This window comes from Polymorphospora sp. NPDC051019 (genome assembly GCF_040683055.1).
Taxonomy (GTDB): Bacteria; Actinomycetota; Actinomycetes; order Mycobacteriales; family Micromonosporaceae; genus Polymorphospora; species Polymorphospora lycopeni.
The window spans coordinates 1-21966 of record NZ_JBFBCH010000002.1; the positions used below are offsets into that span (position 1 = coordinate 1).

The 21966-nt window shown below is 72.4% G+C and carries 20 protein-coding genes, 3 tRNA genes and 1 CRISPR repeat array; of the genes, 10 read left to right on the forward strand and 13 right to left on the reverse strand.

The window, feature by feature from the left end:
- The first annotated feature begins 99 nt into the window (after nt 1–99).
- A CRISPR array of direct repeats spans nt 100–432; the repeat unit is 28 nt; unit sequence GGATCACCCCCGCATACGCGGGGAGCAC.
- 104 nt (nt 433–536) lie between these two features.
- The 5 genes from AB0M79_RS04175 to AB0M79_RS04195 form a co-directional block, all read right to left on the reverse strand.
- Nucleotides 537–1669 (reverse strand): IS3 family transposase gene (locus tag AB0M79_RS04175; RefSeq protein ID WP_364207651.1). Its coding sequence is split into 2 segments (ribosomal slippage): nt 537–1405 and nt 1405–1669, totalling 1134 coding nucleotides; the frame shifts between segments, so codons are not numbered across the junction.
- 74 nt (nt 1670–1743) lie between these two features.
- Entirely contained in the window at nt 1744–2022 is a 279-nt protein-coding gene (locus AB0M79_RS04180) for a hypothetical protein (RefSeq protein ID WP_364207653.1), read from the reverse strand.
- 127 nt (nt 2023–2149) lie between these two features.
- A complete protein-coding gene (locus tag AB0M79_RS04185) occupies nt 2150–2395 on the reverse strand; it encodes a hypothetical protein (RefSeq protein WP_364207655.1) in 246 nt (81 codons plus the stop codon).
- A 478-nt stretch (nt 2396–2873) separates the two neighbouring features.
- Nucleotides 2874–4136 carry a HAMP domain-containing sensor histidine kinase gene (locus AB0M79_RS04190; protein ID WP_364207657.1) on the reverse strand — a complete coding sequence of 421 codons (1263 nt, stop codon included), beginning with the start codon at nt 4134–4136 and terminating at the stop codon, nt 2874–2876.
- Nucleotides 4133–4789: a response regulator transcription factor gene (locus AB0M79_RS04195; RefSeq protein ID WP_364207659.1), complete on the reverse strand. Its 657-nt coding sequence runs from the start codon at nt 4787–4789 to the stop codon at nt 4133–4135. The genes AB0M79_RS04190 and AB0M79_RS04195 overlap by 4 nt, the downstream gene beginning before the upstream one ends.
- An 85-nt stretch (nt 4790–4874) precedes the next feature.
- Between AB0M79_RS04195 and AB0M79_RS04200 the strand changes: the two genes are divergently transcribed.
- Genes AB0M79_RS04200 through AB0M79_RS04215 form a run of 4 tightly spaced genes read left to right on the forward strand, consistent with a single transcriptional unit; the run spans nt 4875 to nt 8476 of the window.
- Nucleotides 4875–5417, forward strand: coding sequence for a hypothetical protein (locus AB0M79_RS04200; protein WP_364207661.1), 543 nt, complete (start codon nt 4875–4877; stop codon nt 5415–5417).
- A gap of 10 nt (nt 5418–5427) precedes the next feature.
- Nucleotides 5428–6540, forward strand: a complete 1113-nt coding sequence (locus tag AB0M79_RS04205; protein WP_364207663.1) for a peptidoglycan-binding domain-containing protein — start codon at nt 5428–5430, stop codon at nt 6538–6540.
- Nucleotides 6537–7280, forward strand: coding sequence for an ABC transporter ATP-binding protein (locus AB0M79_RS04210; protein WP_364207665.1), 744 nt, complete (start codon nt 6537–6539; stop codon nt 7278–7280). The genes AB0M79_RS04205 and AB0M79_RS04210 overlap by 4 nt, the downstream gene beginning before the upstream one ends.
- Nucleotides 7274–8476, forward strand: a complete 1203-nt coding sequence (locus tag AB0M79_RS04215; protein ID WP_364207667.1) for an ABC transporter permease — start codon at nt 7274–7276, stop codon at nt 8474–8476. The genes AB0M79_RS04210 and AB0M79_RS04215 overlap by 7 nt, the downstream gene beginning before the upstream one ends.
- Before the next feature lie 867 nt (nt 8477–9343).
- On the opposite strand, the gene AB0M79_RS04220 is transcribed toward AB0M79_RS04215, so the two are convergent.
- The 3 genes from AB0M79_RS04220 to AB0M79_RS04230 form a co-directional block, all read right to left on the reverse strand.
- Nucleotides 9344–9418, reverse strand: a tRNA-Val gene (locus AB0M79_RS04220).
- Nucleotides 9419–9430: 12 nt separating this feature from the next.
- Nucleotides 9431–9501: transfer RNA gene (locus AB0M79_RS04225), tRNA-Cys, on the reverse strand.
- Between the two features lie 33 nt (nt 9502–9534).
- A tRNA-Gly gene (locus tag AB0M79_RS04230) sits at nt 9535–9607 on the reverse strand.
- A gap of 318 nt (nt 9608–9925) precedes the next feature.
- Here AB0M79_RS04230 and AB0M79_RS04235 point away from each other — a divergent pair.
- The gene (locus tag AB0M79_RS04235; RefSeq protein ID WP_357536213.1) at nt 9926–10531 is read left to right on the forward strand and encodes a TetR/AcrR family transcriptional regulator; all 606 of its coding nucleotides are present in this window, start codon (nt 9926–9928) and stop codon (nt 10529–10531) included.
- A 145-nt stretch (nt 10532–10676) separates the two neighbouring features.
- On the opposite strand, the gene AB0M79_RS04240 is transcribed toward AB0M79_RS04235, so the two are convergent.
- Together AB0M79_RS04240 and AB0M79_RS04245 are read right to left on the reverse strand one after the other, a co-directional pair.
- Nucleotides 10677–11015 (reverse strand): DUF952 domain-containing protein, encoded by a 339-nt coding sequence (locus AB0M79_RS04240; RefSeq protein ID WP_364207669.1) that lies wholly within the window; start codon nt 11013–11015, stop codon nt 10677–10679.
- A gap of 167 nt (nt 11016–11182) precedes the next feature.
- Nucleotides 11183–12040 carry a PmoA family protein gene (locus AB0M79_RS04245; protein ID WP_364207671.1) on the reverse strand — a complete coding sequence of 286 codons (858 nt, stop codon included), beginning with the start codon at nt 12038–12040 and terminating at the stop codon, nt 11183–11185.
- Nucleotides 12041–12180: 140 nt separating this feature from the next.
- Between AB0M79_RS04245 and AB0M79_RS04250 the strand changes: the two genes are divergently transcribed.
- Nucleotides 12181–12855, forward strand: a complete 675-nt coding sequence (locus AB0M79_RS04250) for a 50S ribosomal protein L11 methyltransferase (protein ID WP_364207673.1) — start codon at nt 12181–12183, stop codon at nt 12853–12855.
- A gap of 1 nt (nt 12856) precedes the next feature.
- Nucleotides 12857–14071: a cytochrome P450 gene (locus tag AB0M79_RS04255; protein WP_364208763.1), complete on the forward strand. Its 1215-nt coding sequence runs from the start codon at nt 12857–12859 to the stop codon at nt 14069–14071.
- 1 nt (nt 14072) lies between these two features.
- Here the strand turns inward: AB0M79_RS04255 and bioD are convergent, their stop codons facing one another.
- Nucleotides 14073–14816, reverse strand: coding sequence for a dethiobiotin synthase (gene bioD / locus AB0M79_RS04260; protein WP_364207675.1), 744 nt, complete (start codon nt 14814–14816; stop codon nt 14073–14075).
- Between the two features lie 144 nt (nt 14817–14960).
- Nucleotides 14961–16097 (reverse strand): aminotransferase class I/II-fold pyridoxal phosphate-dependent enzyme, encoded by a 1137-nt coding sequence (locus AB0M79_RS04265; protein WP_364207677.1) that lies wholly within the window; start codon nt 16095–16097, stop codon nt 14961–14963.
- A 53-nt stretch (nt 16098–16150) separates the two neighbouring features.
- On the opposite strand from AB0M79_RS04265, the gene bioB reads away from it, so the two are divergent.
- Both bioB and AB0M79_RS04275 read left to right on the forward strand, forming a co-directional pair.
- Nucleotides 16151–17146: a biotin synthase BioB gene (gene bioB / locus AB0M79_RS04270; RefSeq protein WP_364207679.1), complete on the forward strand. Its 996-nt coding sequence runs from the start codon at nt 16151–16153 to the stop codon at nt 17144–17146.
- The gene (locus AB0M79_RS04275; protein ID WP_364207681.1) at nt 17143–17346 is read left to right on the forward strand and encodes a hypothetical protein; all 204 of its coding nucleotides are present in this window, start codon (nt 17143–17145) and stop codon (nt 17344–17346) included. Before bioB ends, AB0M79_RS04275 begins: the two co-directional genes overlap by 4 nt.
- A gap of 419 nt (nt 17347–17765) precedes the next feature.
- Here AB0M79_RS04275 and AB0M79_RS04280 read toward each other — a convergent pair whose 3' ends face one another.
- Entirely contained in the window at nt 17766–20078 is a 2313-nt protein-coding gene (locus AB0M79_RS04280; protein WP_364208766.1) for a glycoside hydrolase family 9 protein, read from the reverse strand.
- A 454-nt stretch (nt 20079–20532) separates the two neighbouring features.
- On the opposite strand from AB0M79_RS04280, the gene AB0M79_RS04285 reads away from it, so the two are divergent.
- The gene (locus AB0M79_RS04285; protein WP_364207683.1) at nt 20533–21867 is read left to right on the forward strand and encodes a hypothetical protein; all 1335 of its coding nucleotides are present in this window, start codon (nt 20533–20535) and stop codon (nt 21865–21867) included.
- Nucleotides 21868–21966 lie beyond the last annotated feature (99 nt).

Below are 21966 nucleotides of genomic sequence, written 5' to 3' on the forward strand. Positions count from 1 at the left end.
CGCGGCTTGCTCCCCATGCCTTCCATGATGAACATTCTTCCCGAGGGCGCACAGCCCCACGGATCTCAGATGTCCGTCAAACCGGGTCAAGCCCAGTGGGGATCACCCCCGCATACGCGGGGAGCACTTAGCTCGACGCTTCAAGCGTCGCATCAGGGGGGGATCACCCCCGCATACGCGGGGAGCACCTCCAATCCGCGTACGCATCTGCGTACGTCCACGGATCACCCCCCCATACGCGGGGAGCACGTACGACTGTTGAAGGCATGCTCGGGCCGGGAGGGATCACCCCCGCATACGCGGGGAGCACGTCGTCCGTTGGCTGAGTACGTCGCCGTATCCGGGATCACCCCCGCATACGCGGGGAGCACCGTCGCTCACTTGTCGTCTGACCCCTTGTCAAAGGATCACCCCCGCATACGCGGGGAGCACGAGCGGGGACTGTGTCAAGCCCCGGGTTTGATGGAGAGCTGGTTAGCTGGTTTTCAGGGGTGCGGTGACCGAGTGTGACTGGGCCCCGTTTGGTGGTCCACCGGCTATGAGAGCGGTGGTTGCCGGTTGGTGATCCACTGCTGCCGGTAGGCGTCGGGGGTGAGCCAGTCCAGCGAGCCGTGGGGTCTGTAGGTGTTGTACTCGATACGCCAGTCTTCGGCCAGTACCTGGACTTCCAGGAGGGTGTCGAACTGCTCGCAGGTGAGGAACTCGTCGCGGAACCGGCCGTTGAACGATTCGCAGATCCCGTTCTGCCACGGTGATCCCGGGTCGATGTAGGCCGGGTCGACGCCGCTCTGCCGGCACCAGTCGGTCAGGGCGTGGGCGGTCAGCTCGGGTCCGTTGTCCATCCGGATGTGCTCCGGCCGCCGACCGAGCCGTGTGACCAGGTCGTCGAGGACCGCGACGGTGGCGTCCGCGGTGAACGAGCGCGCCGCCCGGGTCGCGAGGGCTTCGCGGGTGTACTCGTCGACGATGTTGAGGAACCGGACCTGCCGGCCGTTGGCGGTGACGTCGACCTGGAAGTCCAGCGCCCACATCTGATCCGGCCGCGTAGCGCGCATCCGCTGGTGCCGGCCCGGACCGGCCCGGCGCTTCTTACGCACCCTGGGCGGGCGTTTCAGGCTCTCGTCGAGCCACAACCGGCGGGTCCGTTTCCGGTTGACGACCAGACCCTCCCGGGCAGCGACCGCATGCGCTTTACGCCACCCCCACCGCGGAAACCGCGCGGAGATCTGCCGCAACCTGGCCCGCAGCACCTCATCGCCGTCGCGAGGAGCCGGCACCGGACGACGCTGCGCCGACCGGTGCTGCCCGACCAGCCGGCACGCCCTGCGTTCGGACACCCCGAACCGCTGCCGCAACACCGTCACGGCCAGGCGGCGGCGCCGCGGGCTCACCAGTTTCCCCGGTTCAACTCCTTGAGCATGTCGATATCCAGGAGCTGATCGGCGACGATCCTCTTCAGCCGGGCGTTCTCCCGTTCCAGGTCCTTGAGCCGTTTCGCGTCGTCGGCCTTCATCCCGCCGTACTGCGCGACCCACCGGTGCCAGGTCGCCTCGGAGACCTCCAACTGCTTACACACCTCCGGCAGGGCCGAGCCCTGGCCGATCAGCTTCTCGCCCTCGCGCAGCTTGCGGATGATCTGCTCCGGCGTGTGCCGTCGTCGGGTACCCATCGTGATGATTCCTCCCAGCCCCATCATGGGGCATCGGGCTCTCACAACAGGTGGACCACTTCACGGGGACCCAGTCAGGTGTCGTCGATACCGCTGTCGAGGACCGCGACCTTCACGCCGGTGCCGTCGTAGCCGGCCGCCCAGGCGGTCGGCGCCCCGATCATCGGCACGCTGGCATCCAGCGTGGACTTGCGGACGCCGTCGGCCCAGATCTTGCCCTGGCCCGCCGACGTACGGATCGTCTGCCAGGTCTCGGCCAGGTCGGCGACCGGCGCCTTCGTGGCGAAGCCGTCGACCGCCTCCAGTTCGCGTCCGGCGGCGAGGCCGCGTACGCCGGTCGCGTCGGAGACCACCAGCGGCAGGTACGACAGTTCGTCGAAGCCGAACTCGAGCAGGGCGGTGACGTTGAACAGCCGCTCGTCGAGCCGGTCGGACTTCAGCAGCGGGATGGCGTCGGACGGGATGACGAAGTCGGACCGGTCACGCTGCAGGCGTACGAAGTGGACGCCGTCGCGGGGGGGCGACGGTCACCTGCGTGCCGCGTACGGTGACCTGGTCGCCGGTGATCAGGGTCAGCGTCCGGGCCGGCTCCGCGTCGCCGGTGTCGGGGGCCGCCGGAGCCGATGGCGTGGCCGGGGGTTGGGCCGCCGCGGGTGGGACTCCGACCAGCAGAGTCACCAGCATGGCGCCGAGTGCGCCGTACGCCAGTAGACGGCGTTGTCGCATGGGGGTCGTCTCCGCTCAGGGGTGATCGGTGATTGTCCGATCGGATCTACAGGGGTTGCTCGGAATGAGGCCAACCGTATGTTTCGCGGCGAGGACGACCTGGTGCCGCCGCGATTTCGTGGGCGGCGACCGCCGTGCCAGGTGGACAACGTCGTAGCAGGTCAGCGCGTTTCTGCCGCACCCCCGCTGTGACATTCACCATCCCCGATCACGTGTTTTCCGCACCGGCTTCTGCCGGTTGTTCTGCCGGGGGCGACGGCCGAAGCCCGGTCAGGGCCGCTCTCGGCCCATCCGGGCGCCGGTGGTCGAAGGTGGATGGCGTCGGTGAGCGGCACGGCGATGCCGGCACCTGCGGACAGCGTGTACGTCTGATCGTCGATGATGGCCGTCACCGGGGGAACGGCGCTGGGGAGTGCGCGTATCGCCAGCCGGCCGTGACTGCTACGGAAGCGGGGCCTCCTAAACCGTTCGCCGCCAGTCAATCGGCCAAGGATGCGACGGCGCCGCGCGATGCGGGCGGGGCGTGGGCGTCCAGGACGGTCCAGCTGGCGGGGAGGCAGATCTCCACGGAGAGGCCACCGCCGGGGCGGGGCGCGGCTGTCCAGTGGCCGTGATGCGCGTCGACGATCGCGTCGACGATGGCGAGCCCCAGGCCGTAGCCGTCGGTGCCGGTGCGGCCGGCGCCGCGCTGGAATGCCTGCAGCATCCGCCCGACGTCGTCGTCGCTCAGCACGGGGCCGGTGTTGACGACGGCGAGGATCGCGGTGTCGCCGCGCATCTCGGTGCGCAGCCAGATGCTGCCGCCGTCGACGTTGTAGCGGGCGGCGTTGTCGAGCAGATTGCGCAGCAGCAGTTCAATGAGGACCGGATCGGCGGTGAGCGTGGCCGGCGCCAGCTCGGCACGCAGCTCCGGCCCGGGTCCGGGTAGCGCGGCGGCGGCGCCCGCCGCGCTCGCGGCCAGGTCCACCGTCTGCTGGTGGCCGGGTTGTTGGCGCAGTCGCGCCAGGGTGAGGAGGCCGGAGAGCAGCCGTTCACTGCGGTGGGCGGCGGCCACCACGATGTTCAGTGCGCGGCGGTAATCGGCCTCGGGTCGGTTCGGTCGGGACAGGGCCTGTTCGGCCGCGGTCTGGATGATGGTCAAGGGTGTCCTCAGCTCGTGCGAGGCGTTGGCGGCGAAGAGGCGCTGCGCCTGGAAGGTCCGGGCCAACCGGTCGAGCATGGTGTTGAAGGTTTCGGCGAGGGTGCGCAGTTCGTCGTGCGGACCGTCGTGTGCGATGCGTTCCTGAAGGGTGTCGTGGGAGAGCCGCTCGGCGAGCGTGGTGATGGCCCGCAACGGCCGCAGCGCCCGGCTGGCGACCAGCCAGCACAGCAGCAGGGCGATCACGGTCATGATCGCGAAGACGATTCCGGACTGGATCAGGATCACCTGGAGCGTCGCCTGTCGGGAGGCGTCGATCGCCTCGGCCAGTTCCGGGGAGGCCGCCACGGCGGGTACGCGGGTGGAGCCGGTCGGTGCCGCGGTGGGGCTTCCCACGTGACCGGGTGCGGCGTCGCCCTCGCTCGGCGGGATGGCCGGGGTGAGGCCCTGGATGGTTTCGGTGAGTGCCACGTTGGCCGAGAAGAGTTCCCGGCGGGCGAGCAGGTAGACCGTGGTGAGGAGGATGGCCCCGGTGACGACAAACACGGCAGCGTACCAGAGGGTCAGCCGGGTACGAATGGTGAAGCGCGCTCCGGCCCTCATGGCAACCGGTATCCCCGGCCGATCACCGTGATGATCGGGTCCGGATCGCCCAGTTTCTGGCGCAGGGTCTTGAGTGTGGTCCGAACGGCCGTGGTGAACGGGTCGGCGTGCTCGTCCCACACCCGGTCGAGCAGCCGTTCGGCGCTGACCAGCTCGCCCTCGGCGCGCAACAGTTCCTCCAGCACCCCGAACTCCTTGCGGGTGAGCTGGACGAACCGGCCGCCCCGGCGTACCTCGTGCCGCCCCACATCCATGGTGATGCCCGCACGGGTGAGGATCGTCGGGAGCCGGCCGGGTGTCCGGCGGCCCAGTGCCGTGACGCGGGCCACCAGTTCGGTGAAGGCGAACGGTTTCGGCAGGTAGTCGTCGGCGCCGAGGGTGAGGCCCTCGACCCGGCTGTCGACGGAGCCGGCGGCGGTGAGCATCAGGACCCGCGCCGGGGAGCCGGAGCGGACCAGTGCTCGGCACACGTCGTCGCCGTGGACGAGCGGAAGGTCCCGGTCCAGCACGACGACATCCGGGTCGATCTGGGCGGCGCGTTCGATCGCCGCGGCCCCGTCACGGGTGACGTCGACCACCAGGCCCTGCTCGCGCAGTCCCTCGGCCAGCAGCTCCGCCAGTACCTCGTCGTCCTCCACCACGAGTACACGCATGGTTTAAGTTTGCGCCGAGGCTGTGGCAGCGGTGTGTGGTGCGCGGACACGCTGACTCCACGGTCCGCTGTCCAGCATCGTGGGCATGAGACGACACACTCGTGCGGCGGCGTTCGCCGCTCCCCTGATCCTGTTCGCCCTCGCGCTGGGTGCCTGCGGCGCCGACCCGGACCGACGCGCGGATGCCGCCGGAGGGGGCGACGCCGCGGCCACCAGTGACCACGACAAGCAGCTCGCCTTCGCCCGGTGCATGCGTGAGAACGGCGTGGACATGCCGGATCCCGAGCCACCGAAGGAAGGCGCGGTCGCGGCGGGCCGTCCGATCGACTCCAACAGCCCGGAGTTCACCGGGGCTCTGGAGGCCTGCCGCTCGCTGCTGCCGAACGGGGGCCAGCCCCGGCCGCTCAGCCCGGAGCAGCGGCAGAAGCAGTTGGAGTTCGCCAAGTGCATGCGGGAGAACGGGATCGAGGACTACCCCGATCCGCCCGCCGACGGCGCCGTGGGCGGGCGGTACAACCTGCCGAACCCCGACGACGCGGGGTACGAGGCGGCGATGGCGCGCTTCCGGGCCGCGGGCGAGAAGTGTGGGCTACCCGAAGGCGCCGCGCCCGCCGAGCCGGCCCGGTGACCTGGTGACCATGAACAGTGATGCCCGCAGCTTGGACGTACCCGACGGGACCGAGCCGAGCCACCGACCGCCACGCCGCAGCCGGCGCTGGCTGCTGGTCACCGGGATGGGCGCCGTCGGCGCGCTGGTCGCCGGCGGCGCGGCGGTCGGCTTCGGCGGCAGGAGACGGCGGCCGAAGCCCGGCCCACCGCCCCGAGCCACCGCACCGGTACGCCGGATGACCCTCGTCGAGGGGCAGGACTTCCCGGCCGAGGTGGCCTACGACGAGGAAGCGCCCCTTGCCGTACGCCTGTCCGGCACGGTCACGGCGCTGCCGGACCCCGGTACGGTGCTGCGCCCCGGTGACGTGGCCTGCCGGATAGACGACCGGCCGGTGCTGCTGCTCGCCGGATCCACGCCGGCGTACCGGACGATGCGAGTCGGCGACCGCGGGCCCGACGTACGTCAGTTGGAGAAAAACCTGCGTGACCTCGGCTACGGGGGCTTCACCGTGGACGACACCTTCACCGCGTCCACCGCCGGGGCGGTGCGGCGATGGCAGGAGCGGCTCGGGCTGGAGCAGACCGGCAGCGTCGAGTTGGGCAGGGTGGTCTTCCGGCCGCGCCCGGCCCGGGTCGGCGCTCACCGGATCCAGGTGGGTATGCCGGTCGGCGACGCCCTGTACGACCTGACCGGCACCGAGCGGCGGGTGATCCTGTCGCTCGATCCCAAGTACCAACACCTGGCGAGCAAGGACCGCGCCGCCACCGTGCTGCTCTCCGACGGGAGCACTCCCGGCGTGATCTCGGCGGTGCGCAAGCCGGGTGGCGGCGACGAGCCGAAGGCCACGGTCACGATCCAGGTCAAGGACCAGAAGGCGCTGGCCGAGCAGGGCGACACGCCGATCGAGGTCCGCCTGGTCGCCCGCGAGCAGGCGGACGTCCTGGCCGTGCCGATCGTCGCCCTACTCGCCATCGACGGTGGGCGATACGGCGTCGAGGTGGTCGACGGAGGTACCGCCGTGGTGGTCCCGGTCGAGGTGGGACTCTTCGCGCAGGGCCAGGTGGAGATCAGCGGCCCGGGAATCACCGAGGGCACTGAGGTCACCGTCCCGGCCACGGACACCGCAGGACGGCCGCAGTGACCCCGGCCATCGAGCTGGCCGGGGTCGGGCGGACGTACCCGGGCGGGGTCGTCGCCCTCGCCGAGGCGACCGCCACCATCGCCCACGGCGAACTCGTGGCGGTCGTCGGCCCTTCCGGCTCGGGCAAGTCGACCCTGCTGAACCTCGCCGGCACGCTCGACCGACCCACGACCGGCATCGTCCGCGTCGATGGTCACGACGTCGGGCGGCTGACCGACCGCGAGCTGTCGGCCCTACGGGCGCAGTGCGTCGGATTCGTGTTCCAGCAGTTCCACCTCGCGCCGGGCGTCCCGGTGCTGGAGAACGTCGCCGACGGGCTGCTCTACACCGGCGTGCCCCGCCGCCTGCGCCGAAAGCGAGCCGCCGCAGCCCTGGAACTTGTCGGGCTCGCCCACCGACTCGACCACCGTCCGCACCAGTTGTCGGGAGGCGAGCGGCAACGGGTGGCGATCGCCCGCGCCGTCGTCGGCCGACCACGGGTCCTGCTGGCCGACGAACCCACCGGCAACCTGGACTCGGTGTCCGGCGCGGGCGTCCTACGGTTGCTGCTCGACCTGCACCGGGCCGGCACCACCGTCGTCATCATCACGCACGACCGTGAGCTGGCGGCCCGCCTGCCCCGGGTCGTCGCGATGCGGGACGGCCGGATCGAGTCCGACACCGGCCCGGCGGGCGATGACGCCGCTGCCCAGGACCGGGGGCCGGCGGCGACCCGGGCAGCCCAGGAGGTGGCATGGTGAGCGGCGCCCTCACGCCGGTCCGCCTGGCCCCGGTCGACGTGATCCGGGTCGGTGCCGCCGGGCTCCGGGCCCGGCCCCTGCGGGTGTTCCTGTCCGCGCTCGGCATCGCCATCGGCATCGCGGCGATGGTGGCGGTCGTCGGCATCTCCGCATCCAGCCGGGAAGCGCTGGCGCGGGAGCTCGCCGCCATCGGCACCAACGTGCTCACCGCGGGCGAGGGTGAGACGTTCGGCGGCGAACCGGCGAAGCTGCCCCGGGAGGCCGTGGAAATGGCCGGCCGGATCCCGGGGGTACGAGACGCCTCCGGCATCGGACACCTCGACGCCCACGTCTACCGCACGGACCGGATCCCGCCCGGAGAGACCAACGCGTTATCGGTGCTCGCCGCCCGTACTAACCTGCTGGCGACGCTCGGCGGCGAACTGACCAGCGGAGTCTGGCTGACCGAGGCCAGCGCCCGGGGCCAGGCCGTCGTGCTCGGCGCGAAGGCCGCCCGGCTGCTCGGCGTGCACACCCCCGGCCCGCAGACCCGGGTGTGGCTCGGTGACCAGTGGTTCGCCGTGATCGGCATCCTCATGCCGAACCCGCTCGCGCCGGAACTGGACACCGCCGCGCTGGTGGGCTGGCCGGTCGCCGAGGATTCCCTCGGCTTCGACGGGCATGGCACCACCGTGTACGTCCGCACCGACCCCGAGGCTGTCACCACCGTACGGGAGATGCTGGCCCGCACCGTGAACCCGGCCCGCCCCAACGAGGTGACCGTCGAGCGACCCTCGGACGCCCTCGTCGCCCAGGACGCGGCCGACCGGACCCTGACCGGCCTGCTGCTCGGCCTCGGCGGGGTGGCACTGCTGGTCGGTGGCGTCGGCGTGGCCAACACGATGATCATCTCGGTGTTGGAACGGCGCTCCGAGGTGGGGCTGCGGCGTGCCCTGGGTGCCACCCGAGGGCAGGTCCGTACACAGTTCCTGACGGAGTCACTACTTCTGTCCGCGCTGGGCGGCTGCGCAGGTGTACTCTTGGGGGTCGCCGTGACCGGCGCGTACTCCTCCGGGCAGGGCTGGCCGCTCGCCGTGCCGATCTGGGCCCAGCTCGCGGCGGTCGCGGTCACGGTCCCCATCGGCGGCGTCGCCGGGCTCTACCCGGCGATCCGCGCCTCCCGGCTGCCACCGACCGAGGCACTGGCGACACCGTGACCGGTGTCCTGGCGGCCGGCCGGGCGAGGTTCTCGCCGGCCGGCCGCCAGCCCGTGCAGAGCAGCAGAACCGAGCCGCCGCTCGGTGACGCCGGCTCGACACCGCACGTGGAATTCTTCAACGCTGACCACCAGTTGTCCCGCGACGTGGCGCTGGCCGCCGAGGTCGCCCTGCCGAGTTTGCTGCAACCCCGTAGTGGTGGGCGGCAGGAGAATCACAGACCACGTCCGAATTGGCGGCGGCCGCCCCGCCGCTACCCGCCCGCGGCTGGCACCTGCCTCACGCTGCCGGCGCCCACCGCGTCTGGCGGGCAGCCGGACCTCACACCCGGCGGTCTACGACGGATACAACTCCGACCGCAGCGGGTTCAGGTGCTTGCCGAAGATCCCGGCAAACGCAGGACGGCTGAGAGCCAGTCCGACGACTGGTCAGGTGATTTGAGGTTGGGGTTGGGTGCGCACGAGTCGTCGGCTCATGATGATGGTCATCGACCAGTAGACGATGACGGCGTGGTGGGTGACGGCCACGACCAATAGCAGCCGATGGTGTCGACCGCGATGTGGTGCAGGGTGTGGTGCAGGCGGGTCAGGGTACCGTCGGCTGCCCAGCGGGCATGGTAGTGGTAGATGGTCTGCCAGTGCGGGAAGTCGATCGGGACGTACCGCCCCCGCTCGTCATCCTCAACGACGTAGGCCGGAAAAGACGGGTGGGTGCACGATCGTGGTCATGCCCTCATCGCGCCGAGGGACACGACCCGATCAACCTAGATGATCTTGTGCTCCCATTCTACCCCCAACGTAAGGAGCACAACGGGAACAGCTCGTTACCGAAGATCCGATAACGAGCCGCTTGACCTGCCCATATACATGGTGGGCGATACTGGGTTTGAACCAGTGACCTCTTCCGTGTCAAGGAAGCGCGCTCCCACTGCGCCAATCGCCCTCGCTCTTGCCGAGGTGGAGACGGGATTTGAACCCGTGTACACGGCTTTGCAGGCCGTTGCCTCGCCTCTCGGCCACTCCACCGAGGTAGCCCCCGACTGTGGCGGCATATCTCCGAGCGGACGACGGGATTCGAACCCGCGACCCTCACCTTGGCAAGGTGATGCGCTACCAGCTGCGCTACGTCCGCGTACTGCAGGTCTTGCTGACTTCCGTTCTTGCCTGTCTCCGCTGTTTCCCGGTGACGGATGAGAACTTTAGCCGAGCCTGCCGGCAAGTGCCAACTCGGGTCCCCCTCGGCGCGCCGCCGCCACCGTGATCCACAAAACCGCAGGTCATGGACTTGGCGTTTCAGTCAGGCCGAGCACGCCCCACAGGCATCCTAGGAACCTGGGTTGGGAGATGGAAGGAAAAAACCTGGCACGGGCGGGCTCCGGCTGACTGTTCCCTCAACCAAGTGAAGATGATGTGACACAACATGGTGACATCCATGGATTAACGTGACCGCGTGACGAGACGTTCGGCGGAGTTACGCCTCGAATCGCTGCTAAGCGTCGCCTGCGATGTGATCGCCGAACGCGGCCTGGCCAACACCCGGACCGCCGACGTCGCCAAGGCGGCCGGCGTCAGCCAGGCGCTGGTCTTCTACCACTTCGCGACCAAGGAGCGGCTGCTCTCCCAGGCGTTCGCGTACGCGGCCGAGCAGGACCTGGCCCGGGTCGACGCGCTGCTGCGCTCCGGCACCGGCCCGCTCGAGAAGCTGAAGAAGCTGCTGCGGTTCTACACACCGTCCGGGGGCCGGTCCAAGAGCTGGACGCTGTGGATCGACGGCTGGGCCGAGGCACTGCGCAGCCCCGAGTTGGAAAAGGTGTCCCGCCGGCTCGACCTGCGCTGGAAGGAAGCGCTGACCGAGGTGATCGCGGCCGGAGCGGCCGACGGGACCTTCACCTGCCCCGACCCCGGCGGCGCGGCATGGCGGATCATCGCGCTGGTCGACGGCCTGGCCGTGCAGGTCACCGTGCACGAGCGGGTGGTCGCCCGGCGGCAGGTCACCGAATGGGTGCGGCTGTCGGCCGCGCGCGAACTGGGCATCGACCCGGGCCAGCTCGCCTGAGCCGGGCCGCCGGCCGGTAGTGCCCGAAAGCGTCTCAGCCGGCTTCAGGCCCGCCTGACGGCGGCTCAGCCGCCCCAGGCCCGCCCTGACGGCAGACTCAGCCAACCAGCCCGCCTGTCAGCCAATTGGGCTGTCTGACGGCGGCTCAGCCGATCAGCGCGGCCACCGCGTCCGGCACCGGCACGTCCCCGGGTACGTCCTCGGCCCGTACCACCGCGTCGACCGGCAGCGGCGCGTACAGGTGCGGGAAGAGCGCCCCGCCCCGGGACGGCTCCCAGCGCAGGTCGGCACCGAGCCGCCCGGGATCGACGGTCAGCAGGACGAGCCCACGCTGGCCGGCGAAGTGCCGGGCGGCCGTCTCGACGACCTGGTCCCGGCCGGAGAGGTGGACGTACCCGTCCCGCCGGTCCACCGCCGACCCCGGGTAACTCCCCCGCGCGCGGGCCTCGGCCCATTCGGCGGCGGCGAGCAGCTTGTAGATCACCCCGCGACACTAACCCGCCCGCTGCCCGCCCCGGCCCGCCGGCGCTCGCGCTGATCAGGGAGAACTGAAGCGACAACCCGAACGAACCAGGCACGCCTTCTCCTTGATCCGCGCGCACCCGACGCGCCGACCGACGTGCCCGACCGACGCGCCGGGCGACGTGGCGATCAACGTGACGACGGGGTCAGGGGGAGGTCGTGCGCCTGGTCGCGGGTCAGGGTGCCGTCGGCGACCAGGACACGGTGGTGGCGGCTGACCGCGTCGCCGGCCGGGACCGGCAACGTGCGCTCGAAGGCCAGCGCGACACACACCCCCGGGTAGATCCCGGTCCGTACGAACCAGTGGTCGCCGTCGCCGAGCCCGGCGAAGACCAGGCTGTACGGCGCACCGTCGGCTCCCCGCCCGGTGAGCGCGAGCCACGGTTCGGTGCTGCCGTTGACGGTCTCCTCCCCGTCGGCGCCGGCGGTGAAGGTCTGCGGGGTGCCGGGGGCGATCCGCCAGAAGAAGCCGCCGTAGCCGGCGCCGCCGGGGCGGCCGTTGGTGGCCGGGCTGCCCAGGGAGATGTCCCGGCCGGCGGGGGCGGTCAGCGTGTAGGCGATGTCGAGGGCGTACGTGCCGGCGTGGCCGACCTCGCTGACGGCGACGGTGCGTTCCTCGACGAGGAGGGTGTCGCCGGCCGGGTCGAGCCAGCGCAGCCGCTGCGCGAACCCGTCGGGGCGGCGCTCGTGCCAGGCGTCGTGGACGATCCGGCCGTGGTCGTCGAGCCAGGTGTAGCCGGCGTCGCGGACGTAGGTGCGCCCGCCCCACAGGTTGGTGCCGGAGACGTCCTGCATGGCGACGCTGACCCCGAGGTGCCAGCGGTGGTCCTCGGGCAGCGTGTCGGTGACCGGGACGCCGGCGAGGGTACGGACCGGGTGCAGGTGCGGCCGGGGCGACCAGCGCGGGTCGATGTCCGGGGCGAGGACGTAGTCGGCGACGGTGCTGCCGCGCACCTGAAGGCGTATCGGGTCGGGGTGGTCGGTCATCGTGCCTCCGCTCGGGTGGGCGGGCCGGGAAAGCCCTTGCCCACGGGTTTGCGACAGCGTATCGAGCTTCGTCGGTCGGCGGGAGCCGCCGGTTCGGCCCTCCGCCCCCGGCGTCGTCGGCGGTCGGGCAGAATCGCCGCGTGTCCGACAACCCGGCGGCGTTCGTCCGCGCCTACGCCCGGCTGGCCCCCGTGCCGTTCGTACCCGAGATCAGCCTGCACCAGGCCGACGAGCCGATCGGGTTGTGGGAGCTGACCGAGGGCGAGTTCCGCAGCGAGCAGCCGCCGCCGTTCTGGGCGTTCGCCTGGGCCGGCGGGCAGGCGCTGGCCCGCTACGTACTCGACCATCCCGAGGTGGTGGCGGGCCGGCGGGTGCTGGACCTGGCCTCCGGGTCCGGCCTGGTCGCGGTGGTCGCGGCCCGGGCCGGGGCGGCCCACGTACGGTCGGTCGACGTCGACCCGTTCGCCGGGGCGGCGGCGACGCTCAACGCGGCGGCCAACGGCGTGACCGTCGCCGCCGAGACCGCCGACCTGCTCGACGGCGACGCCGGGGACGCCGAGGTGGTGCTGGTCGGCGACGCGTTCTACAGCCAGGCGATGGCGGACCGGATGTTCGGCTTCCTGCGCCGGGCGGTGAAGGTCGGGGCGCGGGTGCTGGTCGGTGACCCGGACCGGGCGTTCCTGCCCCGCCGGCTGCTGCGGCCGCTGGCCGCGTACGACGTGCCGGTGCCGCCGGCGCTGGAGAGCGTACGGGTCAAGCACACGACGATCTGGGAACTGCCCGGCCCGGCGGGCGGCGGCAGACCGGCCGGCTAGCCTGTCCGACGTGCTGTTGCGCAGTTGGGAGGCGCCCCCGGGGACCGGTGCCGACGTCACGACGGTCGCCGACCACGCCGGCGTGACGCATCTCGTGGTGACCCGGCACGCGCTGGTCCGGCAGGTTCTCGCCGACCCCGGCACGTTCCGCCCCGACAACGCCCTGGACGCGGTCACGCCGGTGCCGGTGGCGGCGCTGCGGGTCCTGGCCCGGCACCGGTTCCGGCTGCCGCCGACGCTGGCCAACAACGGCGGCCCCAGCCATCCGGCGATCCGGGCGATCGTCGCCGACGCGCTGCACCCGACCCGGGTCGACGCCCAGCGGGCGTGGCTGACCGCCGTCGTACGCGGCCGGGTCGGCCTGCTCGGGGCCGCGCTCGACCGGGGCGACCCCGTCGACCTGTACGCCGGTCTCGCCGCCGACCTGCCGTTGCTGGTGCTCGCCCGGCTCGTCGACCTGCCGGCCGGCGGCGACGCGAATGGTGACGGAACCGAGGTCGCCGCGGTCAAGGAGTTCGCCCGCTGCGCGCTGGAACTCTTCTGGGCGCCGGTCGACCCGGACCGGCAGCTCGCGCTGGCGTCGACGGTGGGCCGGTTCCACGCCGTACTGCGGGAGTTCGCAGCGACCGGCGGCGGGCTCGCCGCCGACCTGCGGGCCGCCGGCCACCCGCCGGACGTGGTCGTCGGGGCGCTGTTCTTCCTGCTGGTCGCCGGTCAGGAGACGACGTCGCAGTTCCTGACCCTGCTGCTGCACCGGCTGGCCGGCGAACCGGCCGTCCTCGACGGCCTGCGCGCCGGCACCGTCGACGTCGCGGCCGTCGTCGAGGAGGGACTGCGTCTCGACCCGCCGATCGTCACCTGGCGCCGGGTCGCCGCCCGGGACACGACGCTCGGCGGGGTCGCGGTGCCGGCCGGTACGAGCGTCGTGCTGTGGTTGGCCCGCGCCGGCCGGGACCCGGCCGTGGTCGCCGAACCGGAGACGTTCCGGCCCGGGCAGCGGGGCTCCCGCCGGCACCTGGCGTTCGGGGCGGGCGCGCACCGGTGCGTCGGCGCGCAACTGGCCCGGATGGAGGCGTCCGTGGTCGTCGCCGAGGCCGGCGGCCTGCTACGCGACGTGACCGTCGTACGGGCGCCGTGGTGCCCGGACAACCTGTCGTTCCGGATGCCGGACAGCTTCGTGGTCCGCCGTACCGTGGCCGTCGCCCGGGCCGCCTGACCTACTGCTCGTCGGCCCAGGTGCGCCAGTCGTCGAGCACCCCGTAAAGGGCCGGGGTGAGCCAGCCGGGCGCCGACCGCTGGAACACGCCCGGGTCCATCGTCCCGGCACCGTCCGGCAGCGCCCCGAGCAGGTGCGGGACGAGTTCGGTGAAGTTCGCCCAGTGCACGAGCTGCGGCTCGGCCGGCCAGGCGCCGACCACCACGCCGGCCGGGATGCCGCGCCGCTCCAGCGCCTCCAGCGTCAGCGCGGTGTGGTTGAGCGTGCCGAGACCGGCCCGGGTCACCACGACCGCGGGCGCGCCGAGCGACACCGCCAGGTCGGCGACCGTCCACGCCTCGCCCGACGGCCGCAGACCCATCGGTACGAGCAGACCGCCGGCCCCCTCGACGAGCACCAGGTCGTGTTCCTTGGCGATGTCGCGTACGGCGTCGACGGCCGTGTACAGCTCCAGCGGTTCGAGCGAGGCGACCCGGGCGGCGGCCAGCGGGGCCAGCGGGTCGGGATAGTTCGCCAGGGTACGGGTCGTCGTCGGGGCGCCCAGCCGGGCGACGGTGTCCTCGTCGGCCGGCGCGCCGGTGGCCGTACCGGTCTGGCCGGGCTTGACCATGGCGACGGTGAGGCCGGCCGCTCGGGCGCAGGCGGCGATCGCCGCGGTGACCACGGTCTTGCCGACGTCGGTGTCGGTGCCGGTGACCAGGACCGGCCCCCGCCAGCCGAGCTCGCTCTCACTACCTTCGCTCACGGCGTCACCTCGCTCCGCTCGGCACCGCCGTGTAACCCCCTGAACCAAACGGCTCGCTCACTACGTTCACTCACAGCGCCACCTCGCTCCGCTCGGCACCGCCGTGTAACCCCCTGAACCAAACGGCTCGCTCACTACGTTCACTCACGGTGCGCACTCCACGACGATGTCGAGGGCCCGGTCGAAGTCGGTGCGGGGCACGCCCGCGTTGACGGTCAGCCGCAGCCGCGACCGGGTGTCCGGTGTGGATGGTGGACGGAAGCAGCCGACCGCGACGTCGCGGTCGAGGCAGGCGGCGGCCCAGGCGACCGCCGCCTCCGGGCCGGGTGCGGTGATCGAGAGGACGCCGCCGGCGGGGTCGGAGACGGCCAGGCCGGCGGCCCGCAGCCGGCGTACGGCGGTGGCGGCCCGGTCGGCGAGTTCGGCGCGCAGGCCGTCGCCGGCCCGGGCCAGCCGGGCGGCGGCGAGCACCCCGGCGGCGACCGCGGGCGGTAGCGCGGTGTCGTAGACGAAGGTGCGGCCGGTGTCGACCAGGTGCCGGATCAGCGGTTGCGGGCCGGCGACCACACCGCCGGCACCGCCGAGCGCCTTCGACAGGGTGGCGGTGACCACGACGTCGGGCCGGCCGGCGAGTCCGGCGGCGGCGACGGCCCCGGCGCCGGCCGGTCCGGTGACGCCGAGGGCGTGGGCGTCGTCGACGAGCAGCAGCGCCTCGTGCCGGCTGGTCACCGCGTACAGGTCGCGCAGTGGGGCCAGGTCGCCGTCGACGGAGAAGACCGACTCGGTGACGACGACGGCGGGCCGGCCGGGTGCGGCGGCCAGCGCGGCGTCGACGGCGGCCGGGTCGGCGTGCGGGGTCACCACGGTCTGCGCGCCGGACAGGCGGGCACCGTCGATCAGCGAGGCGTGGTTGTGGGCGTCGCAGACGAGCAGGGTGCGTGGGCGGACCAGGGCCCGGATCGCGCCGAGGTTGGCCAGGTAGCCCGACGAGTAGACCAGGGCGGCCCCGGTGCCGAGCCAGTCGGCGAGGGTCGCCTCGAGGATCGCGTGCAGGTCGGTGGAGCCGCGGACCAGCCGGGAGCCGGTCGCGCCGAGGCCGTACCCGGTCAGAGCGGCGCCGGCGGCGGCGGTGACGGTCGGGTGGCGGGCGAGTCCGAGGTAGTCGTTTCCGGCGAGGTCGACCACGGAGTCGGTGCCGGCGCGCGGGCGCAGCCGGCGGGTCAGTCCGGCCTTGGCGCGCAGCTCGGCGCGGCGGTCGAGCGCCGCCAGCCAGCCGCTCACTGATCACTCCCCACGTGGTGTCCGGGCAGAAGGACGCCTTGTAGGGTACGACCATGCCAGAGATCCTCGACCGCGCCCGCACCCAGGTGCTCGACGGCGGTGTCGGCCTCGACGAGGCCGGCGTCCTCGAAATCCTGCGGCTGCCCGACGAGCACCTGTCGGCGGCCCTGCAACTGGCGCACGACGTACGGATGCGTTGGTGCGGTCCGGAGGTCGAGGTCGAGGGGATCGTGTCGCTGAAGACCGGCGGCTGCCCGGAGGACTGCCACTTCTGCTCGCAGTCGGGGCTGTTCGCCTCGCCGGTGCGCTCGGTGTGGCTGGACATCCCGTCGCTGGTGGAGGCGGCACGGCAGACGGCGGCGACGGGGGCGACCGAGTTCTGCATCGTGGCGGCCGTACGTGGCCCGGACGCGCGGCTGATGAAGCAGATGCGCGAGGGGGTCGCGGCGATCCGCGAGGCGGTCGACATCCAGGTCGCGGCGTCGCTGGGGATGCTCACCAAGGACCAGGTCGACGAGCTGGTCGAGATGGGCGTGCACCGCTACAACCACAACCTGGAGACCTGCCGGTCGTACTTCCCCAACGTCGTCACCACCCACTCCTGGGAGGAGCGGTGGGAGACCTTGACCATGGTGCGCGCCTCCGGCATGGAGGTGTGCTGCGGCGGCATCCTGGGGCTCGGCGAGTCGGTCGAGCAGCGGGCCGAGTTCGCGGCGCAGCTGGCCGAACTCGACCCGCACGAGGTGCCGCTGAACTTCCTCAACCCGCGTCCCGGCACCCCGCTGGGTGACCGGCCGGTGGTCGAGGCCCGCGACGCGCTGCGCGCGATCGCCGCGTTCCGGCTGGCGATGCCGCGCACGATCCTGCGGTACGCCGGCGGCCGTGAGATCACCCTCGGTGATCTGGGTACGCGGGACGGCCTGCTGGGCGGCATCAACGCGGTGATCGTCGGCAACTATCTGACGACGCTGGGCCGGCCGGCGACCGCCGACCTGGCGTTGCTCGACGACCTGAGGATGCCGGTCAAGGCGCTCTCCCAGACGCTGTGACGACGACGGTGCCGGCGACCTGGTGCGACCGCTGCGGCGAGGTGGCGGGCGAGGGCGACCACGCGGCGTGCGTGGCGGCCCGCGAGCTGGAACCGCCGCGTTACTGCCCGGCGTGCCGCCGGCGGATGAAGGTCCAGATCCTCCCGGCCGGCTGGTCCGCGGTCTGCGTGGAACACGGCCGCCGCACCCCGCCCTCATAGTCCGCGCCCCCTCATGATCCGCGTGATCAGGGACTGAATCGCGCGTGTCGCCGGCGTGGCGAGGTACACGCTCCCTGATCACCCGGATCACGGGGCCCGGAGCGCCGGCCGGGACGCGGACCGGAGCGCCGGCCGGGACCCGGGCCGGGGTGGCGCTGGCGCTGGCGCGATCGAGGGGAAAGCGTGCCCGCCTTGCCCTGGTTCGTCGGACGACTTGTCCTTGATCGACGCTCGATGCGCGGCGGCCGGGCGGGCAGGCGGCACGGCCGCTCGATGCGCGGCGGGCGGGCGGCACGGCGCGCCCCCGGGGTGCCCCGCCCGCCGCCCCGTTGGGCGGCACGGCGGGCGGGGCGGGTGGCACGGTGTCCGTCGGGCCGGCTCCGGGTGGGTGGGAACGGCCGCCCGGAGCCGGCGCGCGATCAGGACACCGTGCAGGCGGTGCCGTTGAGGGTGAAGGTGGACGGCTTCGGGTTGCTGCCGCCGTGCTCGGCGTTGAAGCCGAAGGAGGTCGAGCCGCCCGGGGCGAGGGTGCCGTTCCAGCCCGCGTTGGTGGCGGTCACCTGCGCGCCGGACTGGGTCACCGTCGCCGACCAGGACTGGGTGACCCGCTGCGCCGCGGTCGGGAACGTCCACCGCAGCGTCCAGCCGCTGACCGTCGTACCGCCGGTGTTGCGCACCGTGACGGTGCCGGTGAACCCGCTGTTCCAGTCGTTGGTGCCGTAGCTGACGTCGCACGATCCGGCCGGCGGCGGCGTCGTGGGTGGCGGGGTCGTGGGTGGCGGGGTCGTGGGCGGCGGGGTGGTCGGGGGCGGAGTCGTGGGCGGCGGGGTCGTCGGGGGCGGCGTGGTGGGCGGCGGGGTGGTGCCGGGTTCGTCGCCCCAGATCCGGGTACCGGCCTCGTAGAGGGTCACCCTGCGGTTCGGCCCGGCCGTCGGCTGGTACGACGGGTCGTTGGCCGGGTTCCAGGTGCCACCCTCCGGTACGCCGATCTTGAACTGGACCTCCATCCGGTGCGCCGACTGGCCGGCCGGCGCGATGGTGTACCCGGTGCAGTCGATCTCGACGTACCAGACGTCGCCGCTGAACTGGCGGGCGGTGGTCGGGGACGGGCAGCCCTGGGTGTAGCCGGGCGTGACGGTGACCGGTCCGGTGCCGTCGGGCCGGAAGTAGTAGCGGAACTTCGAGGTCTTGAGAGCTCGGGCCGGGAACGCCGACTTGTTGTAGACGATCGCCTTGATCCCGGTCGCCCGCGGCTCGGCCTGCATGACCGTGGTCTCGACGGTGACCTCGTCGATGTCCGGGCTCTCCGGTTGCGGGAAGTTCGGCAGCGGGGTGCCGCCGTACTGGGACGTCAGCCGGGCCAGCGCGGACGTGAAGCCGGCGTTGTAGTCGGTGGCGACCTCGTTCATGACGTAGTCGCCGCGGTCGTCGCGGTAGGCGTCGTCGGGCGAGGACGGCCCGCCGACCAGTGCCCCGTAGAGGACGTGCCGGGTCTCGACCGGCACCGTCTGGCTGTCCCACCAGGAGCCGTGTGCGGTGCGGTGGTGCGGGTTCTTCGGCGGGTTGGCGCCGAAGCCGATCACGTAGCTGGAGTTGCGCGGGTTGGCGCCGAGCGCGTAGTTGATCTGCCGGACGGCGAAGTCGTGGTAGCGGGTCTTGCGGGTCGCGTCGGTGGTCTTGTCGCTGTAGACCAGCGCCGCGAACGCGGTGTTGGCGGCGTAGCGCAGGGCGCCCCAGGTGTCCAGGACGGCCATGCCGCCGGGCGAGGTGCGGACCTTCTCGCCGTTCACACCGACGGTCCAGTAGTCGAGCCAGCGGTTGGCGTCGTCGACGTACTTCTGCCGGCCGGTCAGGTTGGCCAGCAGGACGTACGCCCCGAACTGCTTGTTGTCCCAGGCCAGCGTCCACTTGTAGGAGCGGGTGCTGGTCTGCGGCTCGGTGCCGAGGCGGTCGTACTCGGTCTCGGCCTTGGTCAGGTAGGCGGCCTCACCGGTGGCCCGGTGCAGCCAGATCGCGCCCCAGACGAGTTCGTCCTGGTAGCCGCTCCACGACCGGTAGAAGCTCGTCGCGTCGGTGATGCACTCGTGGTAGGACTTCCGGACCGTGTCGGCGAAGGTGTAGAGCTGGCGGGCGTGGCCGACCAGGGTGTTGGCGTACGCGGCGTCGGTGGGCCGGAAGACCATGGAGCTGGCCGCCATGGCGGCGGCGGTCTCGGCGGCCAGGTCGGCGCCGCCGCAGCTGGCGTCGATCTTGTACGCCGGGCGGGCCATCGGCATCACCTCGGCCGGTCCCCACCACTTGTGGTCGTCGTCGCCCTTGCCGACCTGCCCGTAGAGCACGTTCGGGGCGGGGTGCGCCTTGATGAAGTAGTCGTTGACGAAGCGCAGGTTGTTGAGCAGGTGCGGGAGCTGGCCGGAGGCGACGTAGCCGGCGCGGTACTCCACCGCGCCCCAGGCGAGCATGGTGGCGCTGAACGCCATCGGGAAGCCGAACTTGACGTGGTCGCCGGCGTCGTACCAGCCGCCGGTGAGGTCGAGTCCGGCGTCGGCGCCGTCGGTGAGCGCCGAGTCGCCGCGCCAGGAGACCCGGTTCCAGTCCGGCAGCGGGCCGGACTGCTGGGCCTCGTAGAACAGCAGGGACTTCTGCAGGGCCTCGGCGTAGTTGTAGGCCGGGGCGGCGGTGGCCGGTGCCGGGTTGGTCGCCGTGACGACGAGGGCGGCCGCCACGGCCACGGCGGCCGCCGTGGCGACGGCGACCCCGGCGGTCGGTCGCGGCACGGTGCCGCGGGCGGGGACGGTGGCCGGCGGGTCGTGCCGGTGGCGGGACCGCCACCGGCCGAGGGGCCGTTCACCTCGGCCTTTCAGCCAGGCCGGCCCGAAGGTTGGGCGCACTAGACTTGCTCCTGTCCGTGGAGCCGCACGCGGCGACGCGCAGCGGAGGACACCTGGGGCGGATGTGGGCGCATCCGCCCCTCTTCCGTGGCACGACCGGGTGGCGGTGGCGGGTGGGGGTGCTCCCGGCCGACCGCCGCCCGTCATCCGTTCGGGCGACGGAGGTCCGTTCGACTGGCTCATGGTCGGGGACCAGGACCGGCCGGGAGCGCTCCCATGGATCCTGGACAATGTAACCGGGAGATTGTGGGTTTGTGAAGAACCCCCGGTGGCGGGACAGGTCTACGGTGCCGGAGTGGACCGAACACCTCCCCCGGAACGCCGCACCCCCACCGGCCCGGGCCGGCCACGATGGGCGGTCGCCGCTCTCGTCGCACTGGTCGCGGCCGTCGCCACGCTGGCCGGCACCGTGCTGGTGGTCCGGCTCCACGCCCGCAGCCCGCTGGACCGCTCCGACCGGGCGGTGGCCGCCGACGCGCTGCCCCGCCTGGAGTTCCTGCGCCGGGCCATCGACGACAGGGCCGCGCAGCGGATGCAGCAACTCTTCCCGGAGGGTTACTTCTTCCTGTACGTCCTCTACGGACTGTCCTGGCTCGACGTCGGCGACCGCGATCCGGCCCGGCGCGACGAGGCACTGCGGGAGGCGCGGCGGGCCCTGGACGCGCTCGACTCCGACGCCGGGCGGGCTCCGTTCAGCCCCACCCTCGACCCGCCGTACGGCGTCTTCCACGCCGGCTGGAGCGGCTGGCTGCGCGGCGGCGTGGTACGGCTGGCCGGCGGCCCGACGGCAGCGCCGTACGACGCCGAGCGGCTCGCCGCCGACGTCGGCGCGCTGGCCGGGGCGTTCGAGACGCGGCTGGCCGCCACCGGTTCGCCGTTCCTGACCGCCTATCCGGGGCAGGCGTGGCCGGTCGACAGCGCGGTCGGGATCGCCGCCGTACGGCTGGCCGACCACCTGGCCGGCACCGACACGTACGGCGGGCTGCTGGCCCGCTGGCGTACCGCCGCCGACGCCCGGCGCGATCCGGCGACCGGACTGCTGGCCCACCGGGTCGACCCGGAGACCGGCTTCCCGGTGGAGGGCGCGCGGGCGACCTCGCAGACCGTGGCGCTGCGGTTCCTGCGGGAGGTCTATCCCCAGGACGCGACCCGCGACTGGGTCCGCTTCCGCGACCTGTTCGCCTCGACCACCTTCTGGGCCCCGGGGGTACGCGAGCACCCGCGCGGCACCGACCTGCCCGGTGACGTCGACTCCGGGCCGCTGATCCTTGGCATGTCGGCATCGGCGAGCGTGGTGGCACTGGGCGACGCGGTGCTGTTCGGCGACCGGCGTACCGCGGCGGCGCTGTCCGGGCTGGCCGAGACCACCGGGTTCGCGGTCGAGAGCGGTGGGCAGCGGCGCTATCTGGGTGGCCTGCTGCCGGTCGGCGACGCGTTCCTGGTGTGGTCGCTGACCGCCGGCGGCTGGATCGTGCCGGCGGCGGAGACGACCGCGCCGCAGGGCGGGCCGGGACCGTGGTGGCGGCTGCCGTGGCTCGTCGGGTTGCTCGCCGTGGTGCCGCCGTGGTGGTTGCTGCTCGTAGTGACACTGCGCCCGATCCTCGTCAAGGGAAAGCGCTTTCCGGTTTAGTGAGATGCATCGCATCATCCATGATCTTGGATTGATTTTCAGCATCACCCCAGCTCAGAGAGCACATGGCGGCGATCCATTCGGCATGATCGAGAGTTG

Bases quoted from the DNA above. Each gene is read 5' to 3' on its own strand.
- AB0M79_RS04185 (WP_364207655.1), bottom strand. From the start codon at position 2,395: ATGCGACAACGCCGTCTACTGGCGTACGGCGCACTCGGCGCCATGCTG.
- AB0M79_RS04190 (WP_364207657.1), bottom strand. From the start codon at position 4,136: ATGAGGGCCGGAGCGCGCTTCACCATTCGTACCCGGCTGACCCTCTGG.
- AB0M79_RS04195 (WP_364207659.1), bottom strand. From the start codon at position 4,789: ATGCGTGTACTCGTGGTGGAGGACGACGAGGTACTGGCGGAGCTGCTG.
- AB0M79_RS04200 (WP_364207661.1), top strand. From the start codon at position 4,875: ATGAGACGACACACTCGTGCGGCGGCGTTCGCCGCTCCCCTGATCCTG.
- AB0M79_RS04205 (WP_364207663.1), top strand. From the start codon at position 5,428: ATGAACAGTGATGCCCGCAGCTTGGACGTACCCGACGGGACCGAGCCG.
- AB0M79_RS04215 (WP_364207667.1), top strand. From the start codon at position 7,274: ATGGTGAGCGGCGCCCTCACGCCGGTCCGCCTGGCCCCGGTCGACGTG.
- AB0M79_RS04245 (WP_364207671.1), bottom strand. From the start codon at position 12,040: ATGACCGACCACCCCGACCCGATACGCCTTCAGGTGCGCGGCAGCACC.
- bioB (WP_364207679.1), top strand. From the start codon at position 16,151: ATGCCAGAGATCCTCGACCGCGCCCGCACCCAGGTGCTCGACGGCGGT.